Source organism: Halobaculum marinum, from assembly GCF_029338555.1.
Classification (GTDB): Archaea; Halobacteriota; Halobacteria; order Halobacteriales; family Haloferacaceae; genus Halobaculum; species Halobaculum marinum.
In genome coordinates this window covers 2,096,092-2,122,212 of sequence record NZ_CP119989.1, presented here as the reverse complement: position 1 = coordinate 2,122,212, position 26,121 = coordinate 2,096,092, and the positions used below count along the sequence as shown (strand labels likewise).

The following is a 26,121-nucleotide window of genomic DNA, read 5'->3' as shown; positions in this document are numbered from 1 at the left end:
GGCGCAGACGCACTTAGATACGGCGGTCTCGTTGGGAGCGCCCGTCAGCACGTCCCCGCGAGCGCCCGTCCGCTGCAACGGGACAGCGAATGACGCGGATCGGTGACGAATGTCGCCACAAACGACCCGTCGCTGGAGCGCGTACGAGTACGTAGGGACGGATCGAACGTCCGCTCTCTGAGCAACTAATGACGAACTACCACGTACTCCGCCTGTTCGGTGACGGTGTATCGAGAGACGAACTAGACGCGGCTGTCGAGCGATCTCGCGCGACCGTCGAGGAGATGCGTGGGGAGGGGACGAGCATCGCCTACCTCGGATCCGACGTCCTCGACGGCTCGGACGGACTCGCCCACGGGACCATGTGCAAGTACGACGCCACCTCCGAGGAGGTCGTCCGCAAGCACAGCGAGCGCGCCGAACTCCCGCTGAGTGAGGTGTTCGTGCCCGGAACCCCGCTCGCGGGCATCGCTCCTGAGTCCGGCGTCGCGATGAAAGCGGCCTGAACTGCGTGAGGCGACCAGCCGACACGGAGTCGGCCATTTTCTGCGACACGTCCCGTCATCGGTGCACCAACGACGAGGTTCGAACCAGTGGTCGAATCACTGGAGGGGACCGACCCGAGCGAGTAACAACCCCGAGACGGTCCGCGCCGACCTCCCGACCCCCTGCGTACCTACTACACCTACTACCGAGAACGTCGTCACGGACGGTATGACCGTCTATGCAGAGTTTACGATCGCCGCCGCCGAGTTCACGCTCGGGCAGGTACTCGCGCGCGATCCGAACACGCACGTCGAAATGGAGCGCGTCGTGCCGTCCTCCGGGCTGGTCATGCCGTACGTTTGGGTCCACGGCGGCGACTTCCCCGCGTTCGAATCCGCGATCGGGTCCGCCGACTCAGTCGGGTCGCTGACACAACTGGACGTTGTCGGCGGGAGCGCACTCTACCGTGTCGCGTGGGAGGAGCACGACGAGAGCCTCGTCGCGGGACTGGCGGAGACGGGGGCGACGGTCCTCACGGCCCGCGGTGCCGACGTGTGGCACTTCCGCATCCGGTTCGAAGACCACGGGGGGTTGACCGCGTTCCACAACTTCTGCAAAGAGCGTGCGATCTCGTTCACGCTCGACCGCGTGTACACACTCTCGGAGGTGCACACCGGCCTCCGACGCTTCGGACTGACGGACCCGCAACGCGAGGCGCTGTCACTCGCCGTAGAGCGCGGCTACTTCGAGGTGCCCCGACGCACGACGCTGACAGAGATCGGAGAGCGACTCGGCGTCACCGAACAGTCCGCCTCCGAGAGCGTCCGTCGGGGCGCCGACGCCGTCCTCAAGCAAGTTGTGCTGGACAGCAACGGCGACGAGCAGTGACGGGCCCGAACGAATGGATCGGCGTCGAGCAACGTGGTGCTTTTAAATAGCCTGTTATAACAGGTAGAATCTCGATGTGGGTGAACGCGTACCCCTCAACATGGGAGTAGGAGATGATGCGCCCGACTGGACACGAGTGTACGACGCGCTCGCCAGTTCTCAACGACGTGTCGTCGTGCGGTACCTAGCCGCCAACGGGGGAGCGGTGTCGGTGTTCGACATCGCGACCCACGTCGCGGCGGACACGGAGATGGCGTGGTCGACCGACGTGATCGAGAGTGTCTCGGTCGGGCTGAACCACGTCCACCTGCCGAAGCTCGTGGCCGCCGGACTCGTCGAGTGGGACGACGACGTGGTGTCGTCGACGCCGTTGCTCACCCGAATTCCGCTCGAGACGCTGACCCCGGCTGGGCCCGGAGTCACCCCCGACAAGGATCCGGGGAGACGAAGCGGAGTGAGCTGAACGACGATGACCGACGAGGTCCCCAGTCGCGGTCAGTCTGCTCCCGACGCACCCCCGATGAGTGTCCGCATCCCACGGGCCGTCGCAGCCGAGAAACAGACCGTCGTCAACGACCTCAGTCCGCTCCACGACGTCGTCGACCCCGACGCAATCGATACGCTCTACTCGGTCGACGGCTCGAAGACGGTCTGTCTCTCGTTCAGGTACGAGGAGACCCACGTGCGCGTCGCTGGCGACGGCCACGTCGACGTGACGCCCCTCGACTCCGAGTGACTGCCCCTCGGCGCGAGCGGCTCACAGCAGGCTGTCGAGGTCGTCGTTTTGGAACAGTTTGTCCGTGTCCTCGCGCTCCTCTTGCTGGCGCTTCGCCTCCTCGCGAGCCTCCTTCGCGCGCCGCATGAACTCCTCCATACGGGAAGAGCGTTCCACGCCGCCCAACAGGATCAGTGCGGCGAGGCGCTCGGAGTCGAGGGGGAAGTCGCCGCCGCGCACCTGCATCGACCCCGTCTCCTCCTCGACCCACTTGCGCGCCCGCTCGACGCCCTTCCGGGAGATGCGCTCGGGCTTGCCTGCGACGACGAGGAGGGCCGAGTCTGCCTTCGTGGCGTTCGGGAGGCTCGTCCCGGTGAGAAGCGCGTTGCGCGTGACGCTGGTGACGACGTTGATGTTCGTGTCCGGGTCGTCGTCCGCCTGCGCGCTGGCGTAGCCGAGCGCGGCGACGCCACCGGAGCGTAGCGTGTTGATCACCTCGCTGGTGTCGACGACGGACTCGCCGACGCCCTCGACGTTCTCGCCGGAGGCGAACAGCAGGCCGAGGCGACGGGCGATGGAGTTATTGATGCTGTCGAACCCCTCCTCCAGACTCTCGCCCGAGGAGTGCCACGCGTCGTTGTCGATGAGGATCGTCGCGTCCGCCTCGCGAACGAGCGTCTTGAGCGACCGCCCGGCGTTCACCTGGTACATCGCGCCCTCGCCGCGCCCGGGGAGAATGCCGACCGCGTACACCGGGACGCTGTACACCTTGCTGAGTTCCCGCGCGAGCACGGGTGCGCCGCCCGACCCGGTGCCGCCGCCCAACCCCGCGACGACGACGATGGCTTCCGCCTCCGCCGTGATGCGACCGTCGAGCGCGGCCATCACCTCGCCCGCGTCGGCCTGCATCACCTCCGCTCCCAACTCGTTGTCGCCGCCGACGCCGTGCCCTTTGACCCGGTCTTGTCCCACGAGGACCGTGTCGATGGGTAGCGACTGGAGATCCGCCTTCGCGCTGTTGACCGCAAGTGCCCCCCGTACCGCGTTGAAGCCCATGTCGTGGTCGAACTCGACCAGCGAGGAGGTGACCTTGCCGCCGGCCTGGCCGACGCCGATGAGGACCGTCTTCATACGAGTTGCATTCGCGCACCACACCGCTTCAATCTTCCCACGGGTAGCACTCGACTCGCTCGCCGACGGCCCCCGCCAGAACGGAGGTTGAAACCGGATGCCGGGAGCACCGTCCCCGTGACACGACTCCCGAACGACGACGCCGAACGGACAGGCGACACCCGACCAGCCGACGACGCACCCGGGACCGACGCGCGCGCACTCGACGCCCGACTCGCGGCGCTCGAACGCGCGGTCGGCGGGGGCGACCCAGACCGGACGCACGAGTCGTCGCCAGACTACACCGACCTTGCGACGACCGCCGAGACGACGGCACGACTGGACGCACTCGAAGACCGCCTCGACGCGCTCGAAGCGACGACCGCCGAACTCGACGCCGCAACGCAGGCACTGCGCGGCTACGTCGGGTCGATTCGGTCTGTGAACGAGCGCGTCAGGGCGCGTGCCGACCGTGCGCTCGCGGTCGCGACCGACGCCCCAACCGGTCCCGAGAGCCGACGGGCCGACGAAGACGCCGGCGGCGACGAGGTGGGCCGAGACGGCCAGCCTGACGGAGCCGCGTGATCCGCGTCGTGCTGGCGGTCGCGGTCGCGGCGGTGCTGTTCGCGGCGGCGCTGCCGGCGGTCGAGCAGGCGCGCGTCGAGCGGACGACCGCCGCGACCGAGCGCGTCGCCGAACGGGTCGAGCGGGCCGCACGCGCGCTCCACACGGGCGAACCGGCGCGCGGCCCGGGGGCGGCCTCGGTACCGACGGGGCGACGAGTGGTGTCGGTCGGCGTTCCGCGCCGGTCGCTCGTCGCCGCCGGCGTCTCGTCTCTCGCCGTGTGTCCCGGGCCGACAGATCAGTCCAGTGCGGTCGTCGCCGCGGCGGTCGAAGGTGGCCACGAGGCGCGGATGGCGCTCGCGGGCCGCTACGCTATCCCGGACGGCGGCGTCGTCCTCAGTCGTCCGGGGACGCATCGACTCGTTCTCGAACTGGTGCGGGTCGCCGGCGCCGACGACGGCGTCGACGGGGCGCGCCGGGTTCGGATTTCCCGAGTCGGATCTGCGGGGTCGACGGGCGGGAGTTCAAGTACGAATCCGGGACCAGACGGCCCATGCGACTCCTCGACCGACTCCGCGGCGGGAGCGACGCCGACGACGGCGACGACGCTCACCCCGGAGAACCCGCAGACGCCTGTCGGTGTGTGACGACGTTCGACGCCGCGACGACCGTCGGCGGCGGATCGTTGACCGGGGGGCGCCTCCTCCGGGTCGACGCCGAGGACTGCCCGGGCGGCGACCTGGCTACAGACTCCGCCTGTCGAGCGACCGTCGTCGACGCGCTGGCCGCCGGCGACGCCGACGCGATTCGCGTCCGTGCGGACGGCATCGACCACTTCTACGACGGGGACGGCGCCGCGCTCCTCTCGGCTGCGGGCCGGTTCGTCGACGGCGTCGCGCTCCGCGAACCGTCGTTGGCCGAGCGTGCGAAGCGGGACCCGCTGGCCGTCGCGCACGAGGCGGTCGGTCGTGCCGGGCCGGTCGCGCGCACGGTCGCCGAATGTGGGCTGTCGGCGTGCGCCGAGCGAGTCGACGGGTACGACCGGGTGCTGACGCCGAGTGTCGCACCGACGGTCGCGCTCGGTCGAACCGCGCCGCTACCGCCGGAGGACGGTACCCTCCGGGAGACGACGACGCTCGACACCGGCGGTCGCGTCACCGTGTACGACCGCGCCGACGGCCTGCCGCGGTACCACCTCCGACCGGCCACGCGCGACCTCTCTGCAGACGCGCTCGCGGTGTTGGTGGCGGCCCGAGAGGCGCTCGCAACGGGCGAGGTCGAGCCGAGTGACCGCGCCGCCAGTGCCGCCGTCCGACACGTGGTCTCCGCGGACGCGACGGCGGTCGACGACGGCGGCGCAGACCTCTCATTGGAACTACTCGCGAGCGTTCTCGACCGTCACACCCGCGGCTTCGGGGTGTTGGACGAGGTGTTCGCGGACCCTCGCGTGACTGACGCGTCGTTGTCGGCTCCCGCCTGCGAGGGGGCCGTCCGCGTCGTCGTCGACGACGAGCAGTTGACGACGAACGTGCGACTGTCGGCGGCGGACGTGGCCGCACTCACGGCGCGACTCCGGGCACGGAGCGGGAGACCGTTGTCGCGGTCGTCGCCGACGGCAGACGCCGCGGTGGACGGGGTGCGCGTCGCCGCTGTCGCAGCGCCCGCGACCGACGGGACCGGCTTCGCGTTCCGCCGGCGAGCCGACGAGCCGTGGACGCTCCCCCGACTGGTCGCGGTCGGGTCGCTCCCCGCGCCGGTCGCGGGGCTGTTGTCCGTCGCGGTCGAGCGGGGGGCGGCGGTGCTGGTCGCCGGGCCGCGCGGCGCGGGGAAGACTTCGCTCCTCGGGGCGCTGTGTTTCGCTCTCGACCGGGCGACGCGGTCGGTCGTCATCGAGGACACGCCGGAACTCCCGGTCGAGTCGTTGACGCGGGCCGGCCGTGACGTGCAGTCACTGCGCGTCGCGACCGACGACGACGCCGCGTTGTCACCCACGGACGCGGTGCGGACCGCGCTCCGTCTCGGCGAGGGTGCGCTCGTCGTCGGCGAGGTCCGCGGCGGCGAGGCACGCGCGCTGTACGAGGCGATGCGCGTCGGCGCCGCCGCCGACGCCGTCCTCGGAACGATCCACGGAACTGGCGGCCAGTCGGTCCGCGAGCGGGTAGTGTCGGACCTCGGCGTACCAGCCAGTTCGTTCGCGACGACGGACCTGGTGGTGACGCTCGGGCCCGACCGGGCGCTCGACGCCGTCGAGGAGGTGCACGGCGGTCGCCCGGACGACTTCGCGCCGCTGGCGACGTGCGAGGGGTCGACCGCCACGGTCACGGGACTACTCGACCGCGGCGAGAGCCGACTGATAACAGAAATCGCTCGCCCGACCGAGACGTACGCCGACGTGCGGGCGGCGGCGACCGAGCGTGGCGAGCGCATCCGAGAACTCGCCGACGCCGGACGGACCGGCGTCGCCGCGGTCGCGAACGGACTCGACGGATGAGTCGGCAGAGTCGACGTGACCTCGTCCGTGCCGGGATACGGAGCCTTGCACTGGCGTGGCCCGCCACCCTCCCGACGCCCTCGGTCGACGACGACCTCGCCGACGCCTGTCGACTGCTCGACGCTCGTGTCGACCCGCAGGAACTCACGACCGCCGCTGCCGTCCTCGGCATCGCCATCGGGGTCGTCGCGTTCGCGGGGACACTCCTCGTGGCTCCAGGTACCGCGTCGACCCGGGTCGTTGCACTCGCCGGTGCGGTCGCCGTCGCGCTCGGGTCGGCGACCGACGTGCTCTGTCGGCGACTGCCGGTGCTCGTGGCGACCGGACGGCGCAGACGGGCGGCGGCGGACGCGGCGACGGTCGTCAGTTCGCTGGCCCTGTCGCTTCGGCTGTCGCCGGTCCCCGAGCGCGCTGTTCGGTTCGCGGCGACCGTCGGCGACGGGCCGCTCCAGCGGAGCCTCCGTCGCCACGGTGACCGCGCCGCCGTCGCCGGGCGGACTGACGGCGGACTCGGCGCGTTCGGTTCGGAGTGGGCCGAGTGGGTCCCGGGACTGGACCGCTCACTCGCTTTGCTCGTCGACGCGCTCGACGCCGACACCGAAGCCGACCGGGCGCGTCTGCTCGACCGTGCGGTCCACGTCGTCGAGGAGCGACTCCGCGACAGGGCGGCGTCGTTCGCCGGCGACCTCCGCGGACCGGTCACGGGGCTGTATGCGTTCGGCGTGCTCCTCCCGTTGGCGTTGGTCGGGACGGTCCCCGCCGCGGCGGCCGCGGGGGTCCGCGTCCCGCCACTCGCGTTCGTCGTCGTGTACGACCTCCTCTTGCCGGGCGGCCTCGTCGTCGCCGCTGTGTCGCTCCTCCGGCGTCGACCGGTGTCGTTCCCGGCGCCGCGGGTCCGTCGGTCACACCCCGCCGTTCCGGACCGACGCCCGCACGCGCTCGCCGCGGGTGTCCTCGCGGTCGCCGTGGGGTGGCTCCTCGCGAGGGCGCTCCTCGGGACGTGGGCGGCACCCGTGCTCGCGGGCGGGGCCGGACTCGGAGTCGGCGCGCTCGTGCTCTTGCGTCCCGCTCGGGAGGTCCGGCGCGCGGTGGACGAGCGCGAGCGCGCACTCGGCGACGCGTTGACGCTGCTCGGGCGCCGCGTCGGGGACGGCGACTCCGTGGAGCACGCGCTCCCGCAGGTCGCCACCGACCTCTCGGGCCCCGTCGGCGACGCGCTCACCGCCGCGAGCAGGCGACGGGACGCGCTCGGGTGCACCGTCGGCGACGCGCTCGCCGGCGAGGGTGGTCCGTTCGGCCCAAGTCGCGCTGTCGGCCCGCGCTCGACCGCGGCAGTGGCGTTCGTCTGTGCGGCAGTGAGCGAGGGTCGCACGGCGGGGCCGGCGCTCGTCGACCACGCCGAGCGACTGGACGCGCTGGCCGCGTGCGAGCGCGCCGCGCAACGGGAGTTGGCGACCGTGACGAACACACTCCGCGACACTGCCGCCCTCTACGGCCCGCTCGTCGGGGGTGCGAGCGTGGCGCTCGCTGGCCGGCTGGACGGCCTCTCCGGGACCGGTGGCGCGGCGTCGGCCCTCGCCGGTGCAGGTGGTGCAGGAGAGGTTCTCTCGGTGGGTATCGTCGGCCCCGCAGTGGGCGGGTACGTGCTCGCGTTGGCGGCGGTGCTCACCGCGCTGGCGACGGGGCTGGAGCGGGGCCTAGACGTGACGGTCGTCGGCTACCGCGTCGGTATCGCGTTGGTGACGGCCAGCAGCGCGTTCGTCGCCGGGCACGTCGCGGTCGCCGCGCTGGTCGGGTGAGCGCCGGACAAGAGTTGAAGTACGGAAACGGGACCACCACCCCCCATGCTCGACGCACCCGTCGAAGGCTGGTACGCGTGGCTCGGCCTCGCTGCCGCCGCGACAGTGACGCTCGGTGTCGCCGTCGGCCTTCCCACGGCTCCGCCGCCGAACGCGAGCGACGTGGCCGCGACCGTGGACACCGTCGCCGCCGCGGACCCACCCGCGACCGCTCGGTACCGACTGACTGCCGATCGTGTCCGCGTGAGCACCGTCGGCGTCGCGCTCCGTTCGGACGGCGGCGATGCGGCGGCGACGTTCGCGAGCGACGACGTCGTCCCGGTCGAGGAAGGCGGGTCGCTCGCGGGAGTGGCGCTCGGCGACCCGCCGGAGCGACCGTTCGACACGCCCGCAGCGTTCGACGGCGCGGTCGCGACGGCCCGTTCGGAGGCCACCGACGAACCGACGTGGACCACTGGCCGGACGCTGTACGTCCGGCACGTCTCGTGGGGGGAGACGGATGTCACGCTCGTCCTCGTCGCGTGAGCGAGGGCTGGCCGAGCCGAGCGCCGCGCTCGCTGCGGTCCTCGCCGTCTCGGTGGGCCTCTCCGCGTACGCGCTGGTGCTCGACGGGGCTGCGACGGGCGGCGGTCCCGCAGCCGAACCGCTGCTCGAACGCGTCCACGACCGGACGACGGTCGGCGGCGTCGCCGACCCCGACCGCTTCGTGACCGTCGGCGGTGGCGCACTCACCGGCGAGGCGCACGCAAATGCGACCCTCGCTGTCGCCGGACGGCGGTGGTCGGTGGGTGCGACACCGCCTGATCGCGCCGACGGCGGCGGCCCAACGGGAGCAGTCGACCGAGCGGTCGCCGCGCGACGAGTCGGCGTCGCCCTCGGCCCCGGTCGTGTCAGGCCGGGTGAACTCCGCGTGGTGGTGTGGCGATGACCGGGTCGCTCCTCGACGTGTGTCTCGCGCTGCTGCTCGTCAGCGGAGCAGCGGTCACCATCGTCGGCGTCGACCCACCTGGAGGCTCGCACTCCGCGAGCGTGCGCGCTGGGGGCGTCGCGGAGACGCTCGCGGCGACGACTGAGCCGGTAGAGTACGCGCTCACCCGCGATGGATCGTCGCCGTCGCCGGAGGCCGACCGAGTCGCACACGCCACGCTCGCCGAGCACCTCGCGCACGCCGCGGTGCGCTCGGCGACGTTCGACGGCGAGCCGTTGTCGCCGGCGCTCGACGGATATCGCCGCGCCGTCCGCTCGGCGGTCGCCGACGCGATCGGACCACGGACGGCGGTCCGGGCGGTCTGGCGACCGCTTCCGGGCGTCGACCTCGGCGGGGAGGTCCGGGTCGGTCCAACTCCGCCGCCGACCGCGACGGTCTCCGCCGCTCGATTCACCGTCCCTGTCGGCTCCAGTGACCCGGCCGAGCGACGCACGGCGAACGGGTCGAACGGGGACACGACGCCGAGCACGACGGCTGCGGAGGCGACCATCGAGGTGCTGTTCCCGAGCGAGCGAATCGCGGCGGCCGCACGCGACGACTCCCCCGCCGTCGATGCAGTCGTCGAACGCTACCGGCGCGCCGGCGAGGCCGTCGGCGTCGACACGGTCGCGGTACTCGAACGGGGCGGCCCGACCGCGGCGAACCGAGAACTGGCCGCCGCCGTGGCCGACCGCGTGGAGGGCGGTCAGTCACTCGACGAGCAGTGTGGTCAGGAACCGGGCGCGACTCCCGGACGTGTGGTCGTCGTCGTCAGGACGTGGTCGCCGTGAGCGCGCGCGCTCTCGTCGGCGGCGACGACCGCGGGCGCGTCCCGTTCGCGCTGGTCGGCGTCGTCCTCCTCCTCGGGAGCGTCGTGTACGCGAACACGGCGGCGGTCGGCGGCCCGGTCGCCGTCGACACCGCCGCAGACGACGCGCTCGAACGCGCCGAGTCCGCCGGGCGCCCCGCCGTCCGGTCGGCGGCGACCGCCGCCGCACACGAGGCCGCACGAAGCCCAGTCACGACGCCGGCGAACACGACCGTTGGCCGGGCGCTCGACCCGGACCACCCCTTCCGCGACGCGCTCCGCCTCCGGATCGGACTGGCGGTGGACGCCGCCCTCGACCGGTCGACAGCGAGCGTGGGCGGGGTCACCGCGAGCGGGTCGTTACAGACGCGACCACTCGACTCCACGGCTGACGCCGCCGCCGTCATCGACCGAGTGTCGGTCGAACCGCTGGCGAACGGGACCGCCGTGCGAGTGGTCGTCCGGAACGTGACGCTCACGGCTCGCCGCGGCGCGACGACGGTCGCCACGCGCCGTGTGAACTACAGCGTCGCCGTCGCGGTGCCGGTGCTCGCTATGCACCAGCGGACGCGCGCCTACGAACGGCGGCTGAACCGCTCGCCGTTGGAAGGACCAGGCCTGGGTCGTGCGCTGACGTGGCGGCTGTGGGCCGTCGCCCAGGCGCGGGGCACCGCCCAACACTACGGAGCACCGATCACGAACGTCCTCGCGAACCGCCACGTGGAGTTGTCGACCAACGCCGCGGCGCTGCGCGCACAGGGTGCGGTCTACGGCCAGAGCGACCCCGCCGGTCGTGCCGCGCTCCTTCGTGCGACGGGACGGGTGGCGGCGACGGACCTGCTCACCCCCGCCACGACACGGGGCGGGGCGTGGACTCGGCAGGTGCTCACTGCCACCGAGCGGACGACGCGCGGCGGGACGGAGACGCCGCGCCCGTCGACGGCAGCCCAGATTGGTTCGTCGAGCGACGTGTTCGAGGTCGGCGTGAACGCCACCGCAGACCGGGCGTTCCTCGCCGTCGTGGACGGCACGGCAGGCGGGGGCGTCGACGCCGCAATCGAGGGTGCGTACCGCGCGACTGCGACCCGACGGACGAGCGTGCTCTCGACCACCAGTTCGACGCTCCCGGAGCCGGACCCACCCGGGCCGAACTGGACGCTCGCCTCGTCGACGATGGAGCGCGAGGTCGCGGTCGTCTCACGGGAGTCGCGTCGCACGCCCGGCGCGGCCACCGTCGCCGACGAGCGACGGACGGTCGAGGTTCGCAACCGGGCGACGAGACGCTGGACGCGCGGGGGTCGTGTCCGCGAGACGACCGCGGTGGCCGTCGACCGCTACCGCGTCCGCGTCGTCGTCGAGGTAACGCACGCGCCGCGTGCACCGAGCCCCGTCTCACCTGCGCCGACCGAACCGGTGTTCGTCTCCGGCGGTGCCGTCGACGGGGCCAACCTCGCCGACGTGATCGATCGGGTCGAGCGGACGATGGCCGACGACGGCACCGCTGACCGTGCCGCGCTTCGGGCGGTCAGACGCGGCAGTCACGTGGACCGGACGAACGTGACCGGGGAACCGAGCGATCAGGTCCGTGCGTGGGTCGCTCGCGACCTCGCCAGCCTCCGCGAGCGCGTCCGGAACGTCTCGGTGACAGTGTCGCGCGACGCCGTCGCCGCCGGCGAGGCGAACGCCCCCGCTCGACTCGCGGCGGCACTCCGGCACCGGCGCGCCAACCTCGTCGACGCACCGGAGACCTACGACGGTGTGGCCGACCGGGCCCGCGTTGCCGCGCGCGCTGCCTACGTCGACGCCGTGATCCGGGCGCTGGAGGAGCGGGCCGACGGCGCCGACCGGCGCAACGACGCGTACCTCGACGGCGTCGGCGACCTCCGCGCGGGTGTCGACGGCGGCCTCGACGACCTCGCTCGGATCGCCGCCGAGGGGACCGCGCCCGAGCCATCGGCAGTCGGCAGGTGGCGCGCGGGGTCGGTGACGTTCACTCCCACCGGGACGCCGGGCTACCTCCCGGTGACGAGCGTCGGCGCCGACCACGTCGCAACGCTGGGGCCGAACGAGTCGGGCACCCCGCTCGTCGCGCGCAACACGAACCTGTTCGCGGTACCGACCGGCGACGCTGCCGACAGCGTCACTGACGCCGTCTTGCCGTCGCGGCGGACCGCGTCGCTCGCCGAGGCGGGGAGGGTACTGGTCGCCGGTGACGCCGTTCCGTCGGCGAACGGCGACGTGGACCGGTCGAGTCGCCAGCAGCTCCGCCGCCGGGTCGCGGGTGAACTCGGCGTGATCGACCGACGCGCGCACATCGTGTTGGCCGAGCGGACGAGTCTCTCGGCGAGTGAACGACGCCGAGTGGTCGACGAGACGAACAGCAAGTGGCCGCACCCGGGGCATCGCGTCGCAGCGGTCGTGAACGGCTCGTACGCTGCGGTGCTCGCGCGGAGCGCGGCGACAGTCGGCGACCGTTCCGCGGTCGAGCGGGACCGGCTCACGGTCCGACTCCGGGTTGAACTCGCTGCTGCGGCGACGGACGCGAGTGTCGCGGTCCCCGCCGACGTGCGGGCCGGCGCCGTCGACGAGACGCGCCGGGAGCGCCGCGCAGTCTTGCGAAAGGCAGTCGAGTCAGCAGGCGAGAACGCCACCGCTCGCCTCCACCGCAAGTACGGAAAGGGGAAACTCGGGCCGGTGCTCGCGGGCGTCCCGGTCGCGCCGGTCCCCGGCTACTGGTACGCGACCGCGAACGTCTGGGATGTGGAAGTCGCCGGCGCGTACCCGCGATTCGCGCTCACGGCACCCGCGGCGACCGGCCCCGACGGCGCCGACGGACGGGTGCGGTACGTCCGCGACGGGTCGACCGTCACGCTCGACGTCGACGACGACGGGACGGGGGAGCGCCTCGGGCGGAACGAGCGCGTGTCGTTCCGAACGTGGACCGTCGTGGTCGTCGTCGTGCCCGCTGGTCCAGCGGGCGTCGGCGACGTGGACGGCAACGCCGACGAGCGGTCGAGTGGGTGGCCCTGTCCGTGGAGCGTCGGTGCCGAGCGTGCGCCGTCTGACCGCGCCGACTGCCGGACGGCACCCCCGGAGTGACAACGGTTTTGGCGGCGGGGCGGCGAGCACGGGTATGCTCTACGACGCCATCGCGGACCCCGAGGGGGCGACCGCGGGCGACCTGCTGGCCGCGTACGCGACGGAACTGGCGGCGGCGGTCGACGGCGCCGACCCGGCGACGCTCGCCGAGGAGACTGGCGTCGACGAGGCCGTCGTCGCGGCGCTGGCGACCGGGGAGGCCGACGCCGTCGCGGACGTGCGACTCGCGGACGCGGCGGCGGTGCTCGAACCCGCCGAGGGCGTCCCCGCACACGACATCGCCTACGAGGTGCGCGACCACCTGATGATGGGGATGGTGACGGCGATCCTCGACGTGGACACGATCGCCGCCGAGATCGACGTGGACCTCACCGGCCAGGAGGTCCAACAGGCGCTGGAGGGGCGAACGAGACTCACGCTCGGCGAACTCGCCGAGATCCAGGCGCTCATCGTCGAGCGCGCCCCCTGACTGATGCACGTCACGATCGTCGGCTGCGGCTACGTCGGCCTCGAACTCGCGCGCCAACTCGTTGCGGACGGCCACAGCGTCGTCGGTGTCCGCCGGTCGGATGTGGGACTCGACGCCGTCGCCGACACGGGCGCCGAGGCGGTCGCCGCGGACGCGACCGACCCGGAGTCGCTGACGGCGCTCCCCGACACCGACGCGGTCGTGTTCGCTGCCAGTTCCGGTGGGCGCGGCGCCGACGCCGCGCGAGCGGTGTACGTCGAGGGGTTACGCAACGTGATTCGCGAGTACGGCGAGCGTACCGCCACCCCCGACCGCATCGTGTACACCTCCAGCACCGGCGTCCACGGCGACCACGACGGCGACTGGGTCGACGAGTCGACCCCGCTCGACCCGACCACCGACAAGACGCGCGTGCTCGCCGAGGCCGAACGCGTCGCGGTGGAGGAGGCCAGCGACGCCGGGATAGACGGCACTGTGGCCCGCTTCGCTGGGCTGTACGGTCCGGACCGCTACCGACTCACGCGCTACATCGAGGGCCCCGTCACCGAGGGGTACCTGAACATGGTGCACCGCGACGACGCCGCCGGCGCCGTCCGGTTCCTGTTGGAGGCAGACCACGCGCGCGGCGACGCGGTGCTCGTGGTCGACGACGAACCGGTCGACAAGTGGGTGTTCGCAGACTGGTTGGCCGACGAGTGCGGCGTCGACCGCCCGGAGAAACGCACGACGGCGGAGCGAATCGCAGCGGGCGATCTCTCCGAGGCGGCGGAGCGACGACTCCGCACGAGCAAGCGCTGTTCGAACGCGCGCCTCCGCGAGTTGGGGTACGAGTTCCGGTTCCCGACGTACCGCGAGGGATACCGCGCCGCTATCGACGCCTTTCTCGCCGAGTAAGGGAGTAGTACCTTCATATGGGGGGGCCGTATACCGCCGGTATGGCACAGGTGAGCACGCGCGCCTTCCAAGAGAGTTGGCAGGCCGTGTCGGCCAACCCGCGCCTCGTCGTCGCGGTCGCTGGCGGCGCCCTGGCGCTCGTCGCCGCGCTGGCGCTGTACCGACGGCTCCGCCGGACGCCCGGCGAGCGCTTCCGCGCACTGTTGGCCGGTCGTGAGTCCGTGAGCGTGCTCCTCCACCCCAACCCCGACGCAGACGCGATGGCCGCCGGCATCGCCATCGCCGAACTCGCCGACAGCGTCGATACGGAGGCGACCATCCAGTACCCCGGCCAGGTGCGCCGACAGGAGAATCGCGCGTTCCGGACGGTGCTCGACGTCGAGTTGGACCCGATCGACCACGTGTCGGACCTGACCTCGGAGGCGGTCATCCTCGTCGACCACAACGTCGCGCGCGGCTTCGCAGGCGCCGACGGCGTCCTCCCGTTCGCGGTCGTCGACCACCACCCCGGCGAGGGGAGCGGCGAGGCGTACACCGACGTCCGAACCGACTACGGCGCGTCGGCGAGTATCCTGGCGGAGTACTTCCGCGACACCGGTGCGACGCCGATCCCACCGGACGCCCACGAGACGGAGGTGACCGGCGCGAGCCTCTCGACCCGGACGGCGACGGGGCTGTTGTACGGCATCCTGTCGGACACGAATCGCCTCACTCGCGGCGCGTCGGCGGCGGACTTCTCGGCGGCGGCGTACCTCCAACCGGGCGTCGACGAGGACAAACTCGAACGCATCGCCGACCCGGCGGTCAGCACCGAGGCGCTCGACGTGAAGGCACGCGCCATCGCCGGGCGGGAGGTTCGCGGGTCGTTCGCCGTCAGCGACGTGGGTCGCGTCTCCAATGTCGACGCAATCCCGCAGGCCGCAGACGAACTCGTCGGTCTGGAGGGCGTCACCGCGGTCGTCGTCGTCGGCGAGAAGGACGGGACGGTCCACCTGTCGGGTCGCTCGCGCGACGACCGCGTCCACATGGGTCGCGCGCTCGAAGGCGCCGTCAGCGACGTCGAGAGCGCCTCCGCCGGCGGCCACGCTCGGATGGGCGGCGGTCAGATCGGGCCGCAGGTGACCGCGGACGGGAGCGAGGAAGTGCCCGTCTTGGGGCGCGAGGCGCTCATCGACCGCCTGTTCGACGCGATGGACGGCGAGCGGTAGCCCTTTTTCCGCGGCGGCACTCCCGCCGGTATGGCTACTTCGAGCGGGACGTGGGGGTACCGCGACCGCTTCGGCGACCGCTTCGGTCGCACCTACTTCCGCCGGTTCGGGCCGGGCGTCGTCTCCAGCGTCGGCGCCGGCACGTACCTCGGCGACGCGACAGACGCCGTCGACGACCGGTACCGCGAGGCGCTCGCGACGGCGCTGACGAACGGCGTCAACCTCGTCGACACCGCGAGCAACTATCGCTGCGGGCGCGCCGAGCGGGTCGTCGGCGAGGCGCTCCGAGAGAGTGGCGTCGACCGCGAGGCCGTCGTCGTCGCGAGCAAGGCGGGCTTCCTCCCGTTCGACGGCGACCGTCCCGAGGATCCCGCGCGCTACGTCCGCGAGACGTTCGTCGACGCCGGCCTCGTCGACCCCGCCGACCTCGCCCACGGCAGCCACTGCATCGCCCCCGAGTTCCTCGACGCGATGCTGGACAGATCGCTGGACGCGATGGGGATTCGGAGCGTGGACTGCTACTACGTCCACAACCCGGAGACGCAGTTGGCGGTCCGCGAGCGCGACGACGTGTACGACCAACTGGAGGCCGCCTTCGAGACGCTGGAGCGACGCCGCGCCGCGGGGGACCTGGGCGCCTACGGCGTGGCCTCGTGGGAGGCGTTCCGCGTGCCGCCCGAGCACGACGCCCACCTCGACCTCGCGGCGGTGCTCGCGCGTGCCGAGGCCGCAGCGGAGACCGTCGGAGTCGAGGGCCACGGACTGCGTGCGGTGCAACTCCCGTTCAACGTCCGGATGGCGGACGCGTTCACCGTCGACGCGCACGACGCCGGCGCCGAGGACGGCCCGGTGAGCGCGCTGGAGTTCTGTCACCGGGAAGGGCTGTCCGTGTTCGCTTCGGCGAGCATCGGCCAGGGCGAGTTGGCGCGCGAAGGCGCCATCCCCGAGGACGTGGCGGCGCGCCTCGCGGGCGACACTCCCGCACAGCGGGCGCTCAACTTCGCGCGCTCTGCGCCCGCGGTGACGGCGGCGCTCGTGGGCTGTGGGCGCGTCGAACACGTCCGCGAGAACGTCGCCGCGGGCACGTTCGACCCGCTCGGCGCGTCGGCGTTCGACTCGGTGTTCGAGTGAAGGCCCTCCTCGGGGGAATTCGGTGTGCTGTACAATCGCAAGACTGCAGGCCGAAACGGAGCACACCCTTCCGAACGTGGTGTTTGACCCGTGTTCCAGTGACTTCCCTCACCGCGAGGCCAGCGTTGCGAACATCGCCGCCTCACCGAGCAAGATCGCACCGGTGACGACGCCGACGACCACGCTGGGGGCGAACGAGTCGGTGGCGAGCAGCAGGGCGCCGACGGGCGTGGGAAGCGTCGCGAGTAACAGCACTCCGAGCGAGAGCGTCGCCATCGACCGGGATCGGAACCGGTAGGCAGCACGCGTCGCCTGCGCGGCGACCACCGTCGAGAGCCCGACGACGAACGCCGCACCCACGACTCCCGCCGGATCGGGTTCGTACTGCCCGGTGAGGACGCCCGTGACGGCCGCTGCGACCACGGCGAGGGCAACCACGAGGAGGTCGCCCCTCGTGATAGCGCGGAGCAAGCGTCGACCGTCGGGGTCGGGCGTCCCGTACATCGCCCACAGCAGTGCGAGCAAGCCGGCGGTCTGGAACAGCGGTGGGACGACCCCCCGCACCGTCGGCGGAATCGTGCCGATCAGGAACACCCAAAAGGGGAGCGGCGCGACCGCGACCAGCACCAGTCCGACGACGAACGCCCGCAGCGACGGGTCACCTCGGCGTCGGTAGCGAACGACCGCGAGGGTGGCCGTCGCGAGGCCAAACAGGACCGAGAGTCCGACAGAAACGATGAACAGCCCCACGAGTGGTTCGGGGACCGTGACGGTGGATTCGGCTTGGAGCGGCGGAGCGAGCTGGACGGTTGCCGACGATCCGGCTAGTGTGGCGTGTGTGCGTGTCATGGTCCGTTGAGACGTTCGAACAGGCGGTTCAGTCGGTCGACGGCGTCGTCTTCGACGGGGGCGCGCTCGACGGCGACGGTGAAGCCGTCGTCGTCGAGGTCGACCGTCACGCGGTCGAGCCGGGCGCGGTACGTGCTGAAGTGGTGACCGTCCGGGTCGATCTCCTGGCTCTCGGCGAGGAGGTCGAGGTCGACGAGTCGCTGGACCCGACGGTACAGTGTCGAGCGGGAGCCGTCGATCCGCTCAGCGAGCGTGTCGACCGATCGGGCAGATCGCGCGGTTTCGGCGAGAATCGCCCGGGCGTGGGGGTCGTCGAGGACGCCGACGACCGCCCCCAACTCGTCGTCGCCGACGCCGTCGGGGCCACCGTTCTCCTCACGCATCTGTCGGGTGCTCGAGGTCCTCCCAAATCAGTCCGCCGGGTCGACAGGCCACGAACTCCTCCGTGCGGTCAGAGGTCCCGCCGTCGGAATCGCACGAGTCCGACGGCGACCGGGAGGACAGTCCACGCACACACAACGAGCACGGCGGCGAGATTCGAGAGGTACCACGGGACGGGGGCACCGCCCAGTTGGGCGGACACAGACGCCGCGCTCGCCGCGGGCGGTCTGACAGCGAACACCGAGGCGGTCGCCGACGTATCGAGCGCCGCCCGGGTGAGCACGTCGTAGGCGACCGTCGGCGACACTCGTTCGAGCAGCAGGTACCACGCAGGTACCTCGTTTCCCGGGACTGCGCCCGTCGCGGCGTAGTGCACGCCCGCGACGACCGGTTTCCAGAACAGCACCAACAGCAGATACGACCCGACCGCGAGTGCGAGCGCCCGACCGTGCGTCGCGACCGCCGTCGAGATGCCGACGGAGAGCCCAACGAACGCGACGCCGAGCCCGATGGTCGCGAGTGTGAAGGCGAGGTAGCGACCCGCCGGCACGCCGTCGTAGAGGACCGCTGCGACGGCACCGGCGACGCCGAACGCGACGACGACCGCCAGTGTCACCGTCGAAGCCCGGGCGGTCACCTTCCCCACGACGACGGCTGCCCGGGAGACAGGGAATCCGAGGAGCACCTTCAGGCTGCCAGACCGACGCTCGCCGACGACCGCCTCGTAGCCGACGACGATGGCCGCGAGGGGGACCAACAGGACCGCGGGGAGCGACAGCGGGCCGACGGCGTCGACGACCGTCGCTCCCTCGACATCGAGGAGGGCGACCAGCGACACGCCAACCACCGACAACGCGGTGAGCACGGCCGTCAGCCACCACACCATCCGTGAGCGCGCGGCGGTCCGGAGGTCGACCCGCGCGACGCCGAGCGCGCTCACTGCGTACCTCCGGTCTCTGCGGTGACCGTGGCGCTCGGTGCGGACGCCGACGGAGGCGCGTCGTCGCCGACGGAGGCGGCGAAGAGATCCTCCAGCGACGCGGACTCGGTGTCGACGTCGAACACCTCCACGTCGGCGTCGAACACCGCACGGAGCGCCCGGACCTTCGACTCGGCGTCGCGACACCGACAGACGAGGCGGTCGTCCTCGAGGGAGACACCACGCACCCCCTCGATCGACCCGAGCACGTCCGAGTCGGGGAGCGGCGTCGCCTCGATCGAGAGCGTCACAGACGCGCCGTACCGGTCGCGGAGCCCGGCCACGGTGTCGACCGCGAGAAGTCGGCCGTCACCGAGGATGGCGACCCGATCGCAGGTCGCCTCCACCTGCGCGAGGTCGTGACTAGAGAAGAACACGGTCGTGCCGCCGGCGGCCTCTTCGGCGACGATCCGTCTGAGCTCGGCGACGCCGGTCGGGTCGAGCCCCGTCGAGGGCTCGTCGAACAGGAGCACGTCGGGGTCGCCGACGAGCGCCATCCCGAGCGCGAGCCGCTGGGTCATGCCCTTCGAGAAGTTGCCCGCGCGGCGGTCGGCGGCGTCGACCAGGCCAACACGTTCGAGGACGGCCTCCGGATCGTCGTCCGCGGCTCGGAAGGAGGCGGCGAGCTTGAGGTGTTCGCGGGCGGTCAGCCGTTCGTACAGCGCGTACCCGTCGGGGAGGACGCCGACACGCTGGCGGATCGCACGAGACTCGGCGACGGCGTCGTGTCCGAGGATGGTGACGGTGCCCGCTGTCGGGCGAACGTAGCCGAGGAGGGTGTCGATCGTCGTCGACTTCCCGGCACCGTTGGGACCGAGGAACCCGAACACCTCGCCGCGTTCGACCGTGAGCGAGAGGTCGTCGACGGCGACGGCGTCGCCGTACTCCTTGCGGAGCGAGTCGATGGTGATGGCAGGCATCACCAACTCGTACGTGCATCGGGGACATTACCGACGACCGACAGTCGCCGCGCCGGACAGTGGTGAGAGACTTTTTATAGTAGAAGAGTCGGCAACGGCGGACGTTCCACGCGGCGTGGGAGGGGGCTGGTGCGCGGTCGGGGAGTCGTTCGGCAGTGGTGGTCGTGTCGGATCTGGTACTCAGCGCAGTTCCTTCCACTCACGCCCGCAGTCCGGGCACCGGCGGACCGAGTACACCTCGTCCGGTGGGTTCTCTTTCGCGAGCGACTTGTCGCACTCTGCACACAGCAGTCGTTCGTAGTTGTCCTTCTCCAACTCGCCCTTCCGGAGCCCCTTCCGTGTCGATTTCACGACCGTGGATTGATGGGTGGGGCACAAAAGCACGGCGTTGCCTGCGAACGGCGCCCACGGCGACGGCGAGTCGGAAGGCTTGACCCCGGTCGCGCGAACGGTGAATCGTGTCCAGGGGCCGGCTGTTCGGATCGTTGTGTGCCACCGTCTTCCTCGTCAACATGGCGCGCGTGGTGTTCGCGCCGCTGTTGTCGGAGTTCATCGACACCTTCTCGATCGGGGAAGCGACCGCGGGCTTGCTCGTCACGCTCGTGTGGGTCGGGAGCGCCGCACCCAGACTCCCGACCGGCTGGCTCCTCACCAGAGTGCCGCGGCACTACGTCGTCCTCGGCGCGGGCGTCGTACTCACGCTCGCGGCGACGTTCGCGAGCCTCGCGCCGGGCATCGACGTACTGATGATCGCCGCCGTGGGGATGGGGCTCGCCTCCGGCGTCTACTTCATCGCGGGGAACCCGCTCGTCTCGGAACTGTTCCCGGAGACCGTGGGGCGGGTGATGGGGATTCACGGCACCGCGAGCCAGTTGGCGGCGGTGCTCGCGGCGCCCTTCGTCACGGTCGCGCTCGGGCTCGGCATCAGCGCCTTCGTTGGCTGGCGTGCCGTCTTCGCCGTCATCGCGGTCGCCGCAGCCGTCGTGACGTTCGCGCTGTTCGTGACCGCACGCGGTGCGGACCTCCCGCAAGCGGGCGCCGACGACCGCGACTTGCTCGGCGCCGCGCGGACCGAGTGGCGCACCATCCTCACCGGCGTCCTCATCCTCGGCGTCACCGGCTTCGTCTGGCAGGGCGTGTTCAACTTCTACGAGCTGTACATGCTCGACAAGGGCCTCCCGCCGAACGTCGCCCGTAACGCGCTGACGGTCGTGTTCGGCGCCGGCGTCCCCGCGTTCCTCGTCTCCGGGCGGCTCGCCGACCGCCTCCCACACGTCCCGTACCTGTTGGCGGTGTTGGGGTCGTTCGTCGCCTGCCTGTTCGCGCTGGTGAGCGTCTCCGGGTTGGTGCCGCTGCTCGTGGTGTCGGCGCTGACGGGCTACGTGATCCACTCGCTGTTCCCGGCGATGGACACGTACCTCCTCGACACGCTGCCGGACGCGACTCGCGGCTCCGCGTACGCCGTCTACTCGGCCTCGATGATGATCGTGCAGGCGACGGGGTCGTCGTTCGTCGGCTCGCTGCGCGAGGCGGGCTTCGGCTACGACGCGGTGTTCGGTGCCGCGGCTGCGGGGCTCGCGCTCCTCCTCGTCGGACTCGTCGCGGCTCAGCGCGCGTCGTGGCTCCCAGAGTGAGTCCCCGACCCCGTCGCAAACGCCGGATCGGGCCGCCGTCGCCGCCACGCCTATCTCGGTCGCTCGCGCCCACACTGTCGTGAACGACAACGCCTCACCGGCGGCTCGCATCGGTGCCGTCACGCTCGCGGTCTCGGATCTCGACCGCGTCCTCGCGTTCTACCGTGACGTCGTCGGCCTGCGAGTCCGCGAGCGCGACGACGACCGCGCCGTGCTCGGGACGCCCGTAACAGACCTGCTGGTCCTCGTCCACGACCCGGACGCGCCACCGCGACCCAGCGACGCCGCCGGCTTGTTCCACACCGCGTTCCTGTTCCCCTCTCGCGCGGCACTCGGCGACGCGCTCGCCCGTGCCCGTGAGGCCGGGGCTCGGATCACCGGCGCCTCCGACCACCGCGTCAGCGAGGCGCTGTACCTCCGCGACCCGGAGGGGAACGGCGTCGAGTTGTACCGCGACCGCCCGCGCGAGGCGTGGCCCGAGACCGACGACCGCGTCGAGATGGACACGCTCCCGCTCGACGTTGAGTCGCTACTCACCGACCGAGCGGGCGAGTTCGACGCAGCAGGCGACCCGGCTCCCGACGACACGACCGTCGGCCACGTCCACCTCGAAGTGACCGACCTCGAGGCGGCGGAGGCGTTCTACGTCGACGCGCTCGGGTTCGACGTGCGTCAACGCTGGGAGGCCGAGGCGCTGTTCGTCGCCGCGGGTGGCTACCACCACCACATCGGCTTGAACACGTGGAATCGGCGCTCCAGTCCCGCATCGGGTCGGGGGCTACGGGAGTTCGAGGTCGTCGTCTCCGACGAGACGGCGCTCGATGCGGTCCGCTCCGACCTCGCCGACGCCGGGGTCGCGTTCCGTGCCGATGGTGACGCCCTCGTCGCCTCCGCCCCCGACGGCGTCGCCGTGCGCGTGCTCGTCGGCTGATCCAAGGTCTTCTTCTGTGCCGACTCACGGTTGGAGGTTCGTCTCGGATCGGCCATTTGGTATCGCAGGACGAGATATACGGACACAATCGGACCCACTACTGAGGGAAGGGCAGAGAGGCCGATCAAGGGCAAGCAATGCCGCTCACGGAGCGCGCTAGCGGCTGAAGAAGGCTCGTCGAGTCGGCGTTACCGGATCTTCGTGCCGACCGGCGAGTCGCCGTGCGTCGTCAGCAGGTCGGCGTCCTCGCCCGCGGCCAGCAGCATCCCGTTCGACTCGTGGCCGAACAGTTCGGCCTTCTCCAGGTTCGCGACGACGACGACCTTCGTGCCGGGGAGGTCGTCGACGTCGTGGAGTTGTTTGATGCCGGCGACGATCTGGCGCTCCTCGAGGCCGATGTCGACGGTGAGTTTCACGAGGTTGTCGGAGTCCTCGATCGGCTCGGCGTCGACGATTTCGGCGACGCGGAGGTCGAGGTCCTGGAATTCGTCGAAGCTGATGCGGTCGTCGGCGACGGGTTCGATATCGCTCACGTCACCTTCGCCGTCCGCGTCCGACTCGTCGGTTTCGGTTCCGGCGTCGTCGGCGGTCGCCTCGGCGACGCGCGCCTCGAGTTTCTCGTTGAGTTCCTCGACGCGCTCGTCTTCGATCTTCTCGTACAGCTCCGAGGGGGCGCCGAAGTCGCGCGGCGGCGCCTCCAGCGCGGCGTCGACCGTTACATCGTGGACGGAGCCAGACTCGCCGAGTTGGGTCCACAACTCCTCGCTCGTCTCCGGGGCGATGGGTTCGAAGAGGACGGCGACCGCCTTCGCGATCTGGACGCAGTCGCGGATCACCTGGGCGGCGGCCTCGTCGTCCTCGCCGACGAGGTTCCACGGCTCCTCGCGCTGGATGTACTCGTTGCCGAAGCGCGCCAAGTCGACCGTCGCGTTGCCGACCGCGCGGACGGAGTAGTCGTTCACGCCGGCTTCGAAGTCGTCGATGGCCTCCAGGATGCGGGCCTCGACCTCCTCGCTCACGTCCGCCTCGGGCGTCCCCTCGAAGTTGCGGTGGGCGAACAGCAGCGAGCGGTACAGGAAGTTGCCGACCGTCCCCACGAGTTCGTTGTTGACGCGGTCGCGGAACTTCTCCCACGAGAAGTCGACGTCCTGCTGGAACCCGCCGTTGGTGGCGAGGTAGTAGCGCAGCAGGTCCGGGTGGAACCCCTCGTCGAGGTACTCTCGGGCCCACACCGCACGGTTTCGCGAGGTGGAGAAGCCCTTCCCGCCGAGCGTCATGAAGCCGCTCGCCATCACGGCGCGCGGCTCGACGAAGTCGGCCACGTGGAGCATCCCGGGCCAGAAGATGGTGTGGTGCTGGATGATGTCGCGCCCGATGACGTGCACGATCTCGCCGTCCTCGCGCCAGGCCTCTTCCCAGTCGTACGTGTCGGCGCCGACGCGCTCGGTGTACTGCTTCGTCGAGGCGATGTACTCGATGGGGGCGTCGACCCAGACGTAGAGGACCAGGTCGTCCTCGCCGGGGTAGTCGAACCCCCAGTCGAGGTCGCGCGTGATACACCAGTCCTGGAGGCCGTCCTCCAGCCACTGGCGGGGCTGGTTCCGGGCGTTCGAGGTGCCCTCCAGTCGGTCGAGGAAGCCGTCGAGGTACTCCGACAACTCAGAGACCTTGAAGAACTTGTGTGCGCGGTCGCGGTACTCGGCGGGGTTCCCGGAGATGGTCGAGACCGGGTCTTCGATCTCGCCGGGTTCGAGGTGGCGACCGCACCCCTCGTCGCACTCGTCGCCGCGGGCGTGCTCGCCGCAGTACGGGCACGTCCCCTCGACGTAGCGGTCCGGGAGCGGCTGTTCGTCGACGGGGTCCCACGCGACCTTGATCTCCTTCTCGTACACGTACCCCTCCGCCTCGAGTCGATCGACGATTTCGTAGGTGAGGTCGCGGTTCGCGTCGTCGTGGGTGTGGCCGTAGTTGTCGAACTCGACGCCGAACTTCGGGAACGTCTCGGCGTACTGCTCGTGCCACTCCAGCGCGAACGCCTCCGGGTCGATCCCCTCTTCGATCGCCTGGACGGCGATGGGGGTGCCGTGCATGTCCGACCCGCAGACGAACGCGGTCGACTGGCCGAGCGACTCGAGCGCGCGCGAGTACACGTCGCCGCCGACGTACGTCCGGAGGTGGCCGATGTGCAGGTCGCCGTTCGCGTACGGCAGGCCGCACGTCACCACCGCCGGGGCGTCCGTCGGGAACGCCTCGTGTGTGCGGGATGCGTCGTTGCTCATAGGTGACGTGTGGAGGATGCGGGCCTAAAGCCCGCCGAATCGGGCGAGGGTCCTCGCGCCGACGGCGGGTGGAGACAGCGGCGACGAATGCGTCCGACTCCTCGTCGGGTTCTGGAGTGGCTCGCGGTGAACCAGTTCTCGGTGTACAGACTTGGTACGGTCCGCAGGTACTTGCCGCACCGCGCTCTCGGCTGGCGTATGCACCCCAGCGCCGAACGATTCGCTGCCCGCGTCCGCGATGAGTACGACTTGGACCCCGTGATCGAGGAGTTCCCCGAGGGGACGAAAACCGCCGCAGACGCGGCGGCGGCCGTCGGTTGTGCCGTCCCCCAGATCGTCAAGAGCATCGTCTGCTCGGCTGACGGCGAGCCGGTCGTCGTGCTCACCGCCGGCGACAACCGGGTCGACACGGACGCACTCGCCGCCGAACTCGAGGTCGACACCGTCGGCACCGCCAGTCCAGAGCAGGTGAAGGCCGCAACCGGGTGGAGCATCGGGGGTGTCCCGCCGTTCGGTCACGACGAGCCGATCCCGACGTTCCTCGACGAGTCGCTCCTCGACCACGACCGGATCTGGGCCGCCGCTGGGACGCCAGACGCGGTGTTCGCGCTGTCTCCAGCCGAGCTGCGCCGGATCGCAGATCCGACGGACGTGTCGGCGTTCGAGTAGCGTAAACCCTCTACCGCGATATCGAATCTTCGTTGGCACGCCGAGTCGAACCGTTCAACTCGGTCCCGGTCGTGCCCACCAGCGTGTCCATCATCGAGTCGCTCCCGTCGCGACCGCTCCGCTCGGCAGAACTGGAGGCGTTTCGCGAGGCGGACAGTATCACTGAAGCCGCGCCGCTCGGCGTCGACGACGACGACATCCGCGCGCTCGCCGTGCAGGCGGGCGACACTATCTACGGACTGGGGTACGACCCCGACGGTGGGTGGACTGTCGTGGACAGTCGCGAGGCCGGCGACCCCGAGGACCTCGCCGCAGTCCGAGACTCGCTGAAGAACTGGGAGGCCCGGCGCGCCGCCCGCGCACCCGACGGCGAGTAGCGACCCGAGTGGTGTCGTCGTGACACGCGGTTGTCTGGTGTAACCCGGTTCGGATCCGAACCGCTATAACCCGCCACGTTGTACGTCGGGTGATGGCTGTAGAAGAACCGCGATCGGTGGAGTCCGCCGAGTCCCTCGACGCCGGCCCGTGTCCGGTGGTCGACGCGCTCGAACAGGTCGGGTCGAAGTGGCGACTGGTGGTGCTGCACGACCTGCTCGACGGCGAGAAGCGGTTCAACGAGCTCAAGCGCTCCACGGACGCGAGCGCGCGGACGCTGTCGCGCGTCCTCGACGACCTCCGCGAGATGAACTTCGTCGAGAAGCGGATGGAACCGGACGCGCCGGTGGCGACGTACTACTCGCTGACGCCGAAGGGAGAGTCGCTGTCGGTCGTGTTCAGCGAGGTCGAGTCGTGGGCGGGCGAGTGGCTCGAGACCTGCACGGAGTAGGCAGACCGTTCGCTCGGATCGCCG

At 71.2% G+C, this 26,121-nt stretch carries 28 protein-coding genes; 21 read left to right on the top strand and 7 right to left on the bottom strand.

Translation table 11 applies throughout. The annotated features are described in order from the left end of the window. Positions 1–188 precede the first annotated feature (188 nt). From P0R32_RS11020 to P0R32_RS11005, 4 genes are all read left to right on the top strand, one after another. A complete protein-coding gene (locus tag P0R32_RS11020; RefSeq protein WP_276237041.1) occupies positions 189–506 on the top strand; it encodes a nickel-binding protein in 318 nt (105 codons plus the stop codon). Between the two features lie 208 nt (positions 507–714). After that, on the top strand, positions 715–1,374 hold the full coding sequence (locus tag P0R32_RS11015) for a helix-turn-helix domain-containing protein (protein WP_276237040.1): 660 nt from the start codon (positions 715–717) through the stop codon (positions 1,372–1,374). A gap of 100 nt (positions 1,375–1,474) precedes the next feature. After that, positions 1,475–1,837, top strand: a complete 363-nt coding sequence (locus P0R32_RS11010) for a DUF7344 domain-containing protein (RefSeq protein ID WP_276237039.1) — start codon at positions 1,475–1,477, stop codon at positions 1,835–1,837. 57 nt (positions 1,838–1,894) lie between these two features. Further along, positions 1,895–2,110: a HalOD1 output domain-containing protein gene (locus P0R32_RS11005; RefSeq protein ID WP_276237037.1), complete on the top strand. Its 216-nt coding sequence runs from the start codon at positions 1,895–1,897 to the stop codon at positions 2,108–2,110. 21 nt (positions 2,111–2,131) lie between these two features. On the opposite strand, the gene P0R32_RS11000 is transcribed toward P0R32_RS11005, so the two are convergent. Continuing rightward, positions 2,132–3,220 (bottom strand): tubulin/FtsZ family protein, encoded by a 1,089-nt coding sequence (locus tag P0R32_RS11000; protein ID WP_276237035.1) that lies wholly within the window; start codon positions 3,218–3,220, stop codon positions 2,132–2,134. A gap of 117 nt (positions 3,221–3,337) precedes the next feature. Here P0R32_RS11000 and P0R32_RS10995 point away from each other — a divergent pair, with 117 nt between their 5' ends. Genes P0R32_RS10995 through P0R32_RS10940 form a run of 12 tightly spaced genes read left to right on the top strand, consistent with a single transcriptional unit; the run spans position 3,338 to position 16,629 of the window. After that, complete coding sequence (locus P0R32_RS10995) at positions 3,338–3,784, top strand: DUF7310 family coiled-coil domain-containing protein (RefSeq protein WP_276237033.1); 447 nt, start codon at positions 3,338–3,340, stop codon at positions 3,782–3,784. Next, positions 3,781–4,410 (top strand): DUF7311 family protein, encoded by a 630-nt coding sequence (locus tag P0R32_RS10990; protein WP_276237031.1) that lies wholly within the window; start codon positions 3,781–3,783, stop codon positions 4,408–4,410. Before P0R32_RS10995 ends, P0R32_RS10990 begins: the two co-directional genes overlap by 4 nt. Further along, positions 4,317–6,254, top strand: a complete 1,938-nt coding sequence (locus P0R32_RS10985; RefSeq protein WP_276237029.1) for an ATPase, T2SS/T4P/T4SS family — start codon at positions 4,317–4,319, stop codon at positions 6,252–6,254. Before P0R32_RS10990 ends, P0R32_RS10985 begins: the two co-directional genes overlap by 94 nt. After that, on the top strand, positions 6,251–8,053 hold the full coding sequence (locus P0R32_RS10980) for a type II secretion system protein (RefSeq protein ID WP_276237028.1): 1,803 nt from the start codon (positions 6,251–6,253) through the stop codon (positions 8,051–8,053). Before P0R32_RS10985 ends, P0R32_RS10980 begins: the two co-directional genes overlap by 4 nt. A 45-nt stretch (positions 8,054–8,098) precedes the next feature. Then, a complete protein-coding gene (locus P0R32_RS10975) occupies positions 8,099–8,578 on the top strand; it encodes a DUF7283 family protein (protein WP_276237027.1) in 480 nt (159 codons plus the stop codon). Next, positions 8,553–8,981, top strand: coding sequence for a DUF7285 family protein (locus tag P0R32_RS10970; RefSeq protein WP_276237026.1), 429 nt, complete (start codon positions 8,553–8,555; stop codon positions 8,979–8,981). The genes P0R32_RS10975 and P0R32_RS10970 overlap by 26 nt, the downstream gene beginning before the upstream one ends. Continuing rightward, positions 8,978–9,811: a DUF7284 family protein gene (locus tag P0R32_RS10965; RefSeq protein ID WP_276237025.1), complete on the top strand. Its 834-nt coding sequence runs from the start codon at positions 8,978–8,980 to the stop codon at positions 9,809–9,811. The genes P0R32_RS10970 and P0R32_RS10965 overlap by 4 nt, the downstream gene beginning before the upstream one ends. Then, a complete protein-coding gene (locus P0R32_RS10960) occupies positions 9,808–12,927 on the top strand; it encodes a DUF7286 family protein (RefSeq protein WP_276237024.1) in 3,120 nt (1,039 codons plus the stop codon). The genes P0R32_RS10965 and P0R32_RS10960 overlap by 4 nt, the downstream gene beginning before the upstream one ends. Positions 12,928–12,961: 34 nt before the next feature. Then, a complete protein-coding gene (locus P0R32_RS10955; protein WP_276237022.1) occupies positions 12,962–13,396 on the top strand; it encodes a DUF5791 family protein in 435 nt (144 codons plus the stop codon). Between the two features lie 3 nt (positions 13,397–13,399). Further along, positions 13,400–14,290 carry an SDR family oxidoreductase gene (locus tag P0R32_RS10950; RefSeq protein WP_276237021.1) on the top strand — a complete coding sequence of 297 codons (891 nt, stop codon included), beginning with the start codon at positions 13,400–13,402 and terminating at the stop codon, positions 14,288–14,290. A gap of 41 nt (positions 14,291–14,331) precedes the next feature. Next, positions 14,332–15,498 carry a DHH family phosphoesterase gene (locus tag P0R32_RS10945; RefSeq protein ID WP_276237020.1) on the top strand — a complete coding sequence of 389 codons (1,167 nt, stop codon included), beginning with the start codon at positions 14,332–14,334 and terminating at the stop codon, positions 15,496–15,498. A 30-nt stretch (positions 15,499–15,528) separates the two neighbouring features. Beyond that, on the top strand, positions 15,529–16,629 hold the full coding sequence (locus tag P0R32_RS10940; protein ID WP_276237019.1) for an aldo/keto reductase: 1,101 nt from the start codon (positions 15,529–15,531) through the stop codon (positions 16,627–16,629). A gap of 108 nt (positions 16,630–16,737) precedes the next feature. Here P0R32_RS10940 and P0R32_RS10935 read toward each other — a convergent pair whose 3' ends face one another. From P0R32_RS10935 to P0R32_RS10915, 5 genes are all read right to left on the bottom strand, one after another. Next, the gene (locus P0R32_RS10935) at positions 16,738–17,478 is read right to left on the bottom strand and encodes a DUF7521 family protein (RefSeq protein ID WP_276237018.1); all 741 of its coding nucleotides are present in this window, start codon (positions 17,476–17,478) and stop codon (positions 16,738–16,740) included. After that, a complete protein-coding gene (locus tag P0R32_RS10930) occupies positions 17,475–17,861 on the bottom strand; it encodes a winged helix-turn-helix domain-containing protein (RefSeq protein ID WP_276237016.1) in 387 nt (128 codons plus the stop codon). Before P0R32_RS10930 ends, P0R32_RS10935 begins: the two co-directional genes overlap by 4 nt. Positions 17,862–17,929: 68 nt before the next feature. Next, positions 17,930–18,799, bottom strand: coding sequence for an ABC transporter permease (locus P0R32_RS10925; RefSeq protein ID WP_276237014.1), 870 nt, complete (start codon positions 18,797–18,799; stop codon positions 17,930–17,932). Beyond that, entirely contained in the window at positions 18,796–19,758 is a 963-nt protein-coding gene (locus tag P0R32_RS10920; RefSeq protein WP_276237012.1) for an ABC transporter ATP-binding protein, read from the bottom strand. The genes P0R32_RS10925 and P0R32_RS10920 overlap by 4 nt, the downstream gene beginning before the upstream one ends. A gap of 180 nt (positions 19,759–19,938) precedes the next feature. Beyond that, the gene (locus P0R32_RS10915) at positions 19,939–20,109 is read right to left on the bottom strand and encodes an HVO_0758 family zinc finger protein (protein WP_276237011.1); all 171 of its coding nucleotides are present in this window, start codon (positions 20,107–20,109) and stop codon (positions 19,939–19,941) included. Between the two features lie 161 nt (positions 20,110–20,270). Here P0R32_RS10915 and P0R32_RS10910 point away from each other — a divergent pair, with 161 nt between their 5' ends. Further along, the gene (locus tag P0R32_RS10910) at positions 20,271–21,392 is read left to right on the top strand and encodes an MFS transporter (protein ID WP_276239396.1); all 1,122 of its coding nucleotides are present in this window, start codon (positions 20,271–20,273) and stop codon (positions 21,390–21,392) included. Between the two features lie 79 nt (positions 21,393–21,471). Beyond that, positions 21,472–22,323 carry a VOC family protein gene (locus P0R32_RS10905; RefSeq protein ID WP_276237009.1) on the top strand — a complete coding sequence of 284 codons (852 nt, stop codon included), beginning with the start codon at positions 21,472–21,474 and terminating at the stop codon, positions 22,321–22,323. 188 nt (positions 22,324–22,511) lie between these two features. On the opposite strand, the gene metG is transcribed toward P0R32_RS10905, so the two are convergent. Beyond that, on the bottom strand, positions 22,512–24,602 hold the full coding sequence (metG, locus tag P0R32_RS10900; RefSeq protein ID WP_276237006.1) for a methionine--tRNA ligase: 2,091 nt from the start codon (positions 24,600–24,602) through the stop codon (positions 22,512–22,514). Between the two features lie 198 nt (positions 24,603–24,800). On the opposite strand from metG, the gene P0R32_RS10895 reads away from it, so the two are divergent. From P0R32_RS10895 to P0R32_RS10885, 3 genes are all read left to right on the top strand, one after another. Beyond that, positions 24,801–25,271 carry a YbaK/EbsC family protein gene (locus tag P0R32_RS10895; RefSeq protein WP_276237004.1) on the top strand — a complete coding sequence of 157 codons (471 nt, stop codon included), beginning with the start codon at positions 24,801–24,803 and terminating at the stop codon, positions 25,269–25,271. Positions 25,272–25,354: 83 nt separating this feature from the next. Next, positions 25,355–25,648, top strand: a complete 294-nt coding sequence (locus tag P0R32_RS10890) for a DUF7964 domain-containing protein (protein WP_276237002.1) — start codon at positions 25,355–25,357, stop codon at positions 25,646–25,648. Between the two features lie 92 nt (positions 25,649–25,740). Then, positions 25,741–26,097, top strand: coding sequence for a winged helix-turn-helix transcriptional regulator (locus tag P0R32_RS10885; RefSeq protein ID WP_276237000.1), 357 nt, complete (start codon positions 25,741–25,743; stop codon positions 26,095–26,097). Positions 26,098–26,121: the final 24 nt, after the last annotated feature.

Excerpts from the sequence above, each read along its gene's own strand:
- P0R32_RS10975 (WP_276237027.1), top strand. The coding sequence starts at position 8,099 with ATGCTCGACGCACCCGTCGAAGGCTGGTACGCGTGGCTCGGCCTCGCT.
- metG (WP_276237006.1), bottom strand. The coding sequence starts at position 24,602 with ATGAGCAACGACGCATCCCGCACACACGAGGCGTTCCCGACGGACGCC.
- P0R32_RS11015 (WP_276237040.1), top strand. The coding sequence starts at position 715 with ATGACCGTCTATGCAGAGTTTACGATCGCCGCCGCCGAGTTCACGCTC.
- P0R32_RS10935 (WP_276237018.1), bottom strand. The coding sequence starts at position 17,478 with ATGACACGCACACACGCCACACTAGCCGGATCGTCGGCAACCGTCCAG.
- P0R32_RS10970 (WP_276237026.1), top strand. The coding sequence starts at position 8,553 with ATGTCACGCTCGTCCTCGTCGCGTGAGCGAGGGCTGGCCGAGCCGAGC.
- P0R32_RS10910 (WP_276239396.1), top strand. The coding sequence starts at position 20,271 with ATGGCGCGCGTGGTGTTCGCGCCGCTGTTGTCGGAGTTCATCGACACC.
- P0R32_RS11005 (WP_276237037.1), top strand. The coding sequence starts at position 1,895 with ATGAGTGTCCGCATCCCACGGGCCGTCGCAGCCGAGAAACAGACCGTC.
- P0R32_RS10985 (WP_276237029.1), top strand. The coding sequence starts at position 4,317 with ATGCGACTCCTCGACCGACTCCGCGGCGGGAGCGACGCCGACGACGGC.
- P0R32_RS11000 (WP_276237035.1), bottom strand. The coding sequence starts at position 3,220 with ATGAAGACGGTCCTCATCGGCGTCGGCCAGGCCGGCGGCAAGGTCACC.
- P0R32_RS11010 (WP_276237039.1), top strand. The coding sequence starts at position 1,475 with ATGGGAGTAGGAGATGATGCGCCCGACTGGACACGAGTGTACGACGCG.
- P0R32_RS10920 (WP_276237012.1), bottom strand. The coding sequence starts at position 19,758 with ATGCCTGCCATCACCATCGACTCGCTCCGCAAGGAGTACGGCGACGCC.
- P0R32_RS10885 (WP_276237000.1), top strand. The coding sequence starts at position 25,741 with ATGGCTGTAGAAGAACCGCGATCGGTGGAGTCCGCCGAGTCCCTCGAC.
- P0R32_RS10950 (WP_276237021.1), top strand. The coding sequence starts at position 13,400 with ATGCACGTCACGATCGTCGGCTGCGGCTACGTCGGCCTCGAACTCGCG.
- P0R32_RS10940 (WP_276237019.1), top strand. The coding sequence starts at position 15,529 with ATGGCTACTTCGAGCGGGACGTGGGGGTACCGCGACCGCTTCGGCGAC.
- P0R32_RS10980 (WP_276237028.1), top strand. The coding sequence starts at position 6,251 with ATGAGTCGGCAGAGTCGACGTGACCTCGTCCGTGCCGGGATACGGAGC.
- P0R32_RS10945 (WP_276237020.1), top strand. The coding sequence starts at position 14,332 with ATGGCACAGGTGAGCACGCGCGCCTTCCAAGAGAGTTGGCAGGCCGTG.
- P0R32_RS10965 (WP_276237025.1), top strand. The coding sequence starts at position 8,978 with ATGACCGGGTCGCTCCTCGACGTGTGTCTCGCGCTGCTGCTCGTCAGC.
- P0R32_RS11020 (WP_276237041.1), top strand. The coding sequence starts at position 189 with ATGACGAACTACCACGTACTCCGCCTGTTCGGTGACGGTGTATCGAGA.
- P0R32_RS10930 (WP_276237016.1), bottom strand. The coding sequence starts at position 17,861 with ATGCGTGAGGAGAACGGTGGCCCCGACGGCGTCGGCGACGACGAGTTG.
- P0R32_RS10895 (WP_276237004.1), top strand. The coding sequence starts at position 24,801 with ATGCACCCCAGCGCCGAACGATTCGCTGCCCGCGTCCGCGATGAGTAC.
- P0R32_RS10955 (WP_276237022.1), top strand. The coding sequence starts at position 12,962 with ATGCTCTACGACGCCATCGCGGACCCCGAGGGGGCGACCGCGGGCGAC.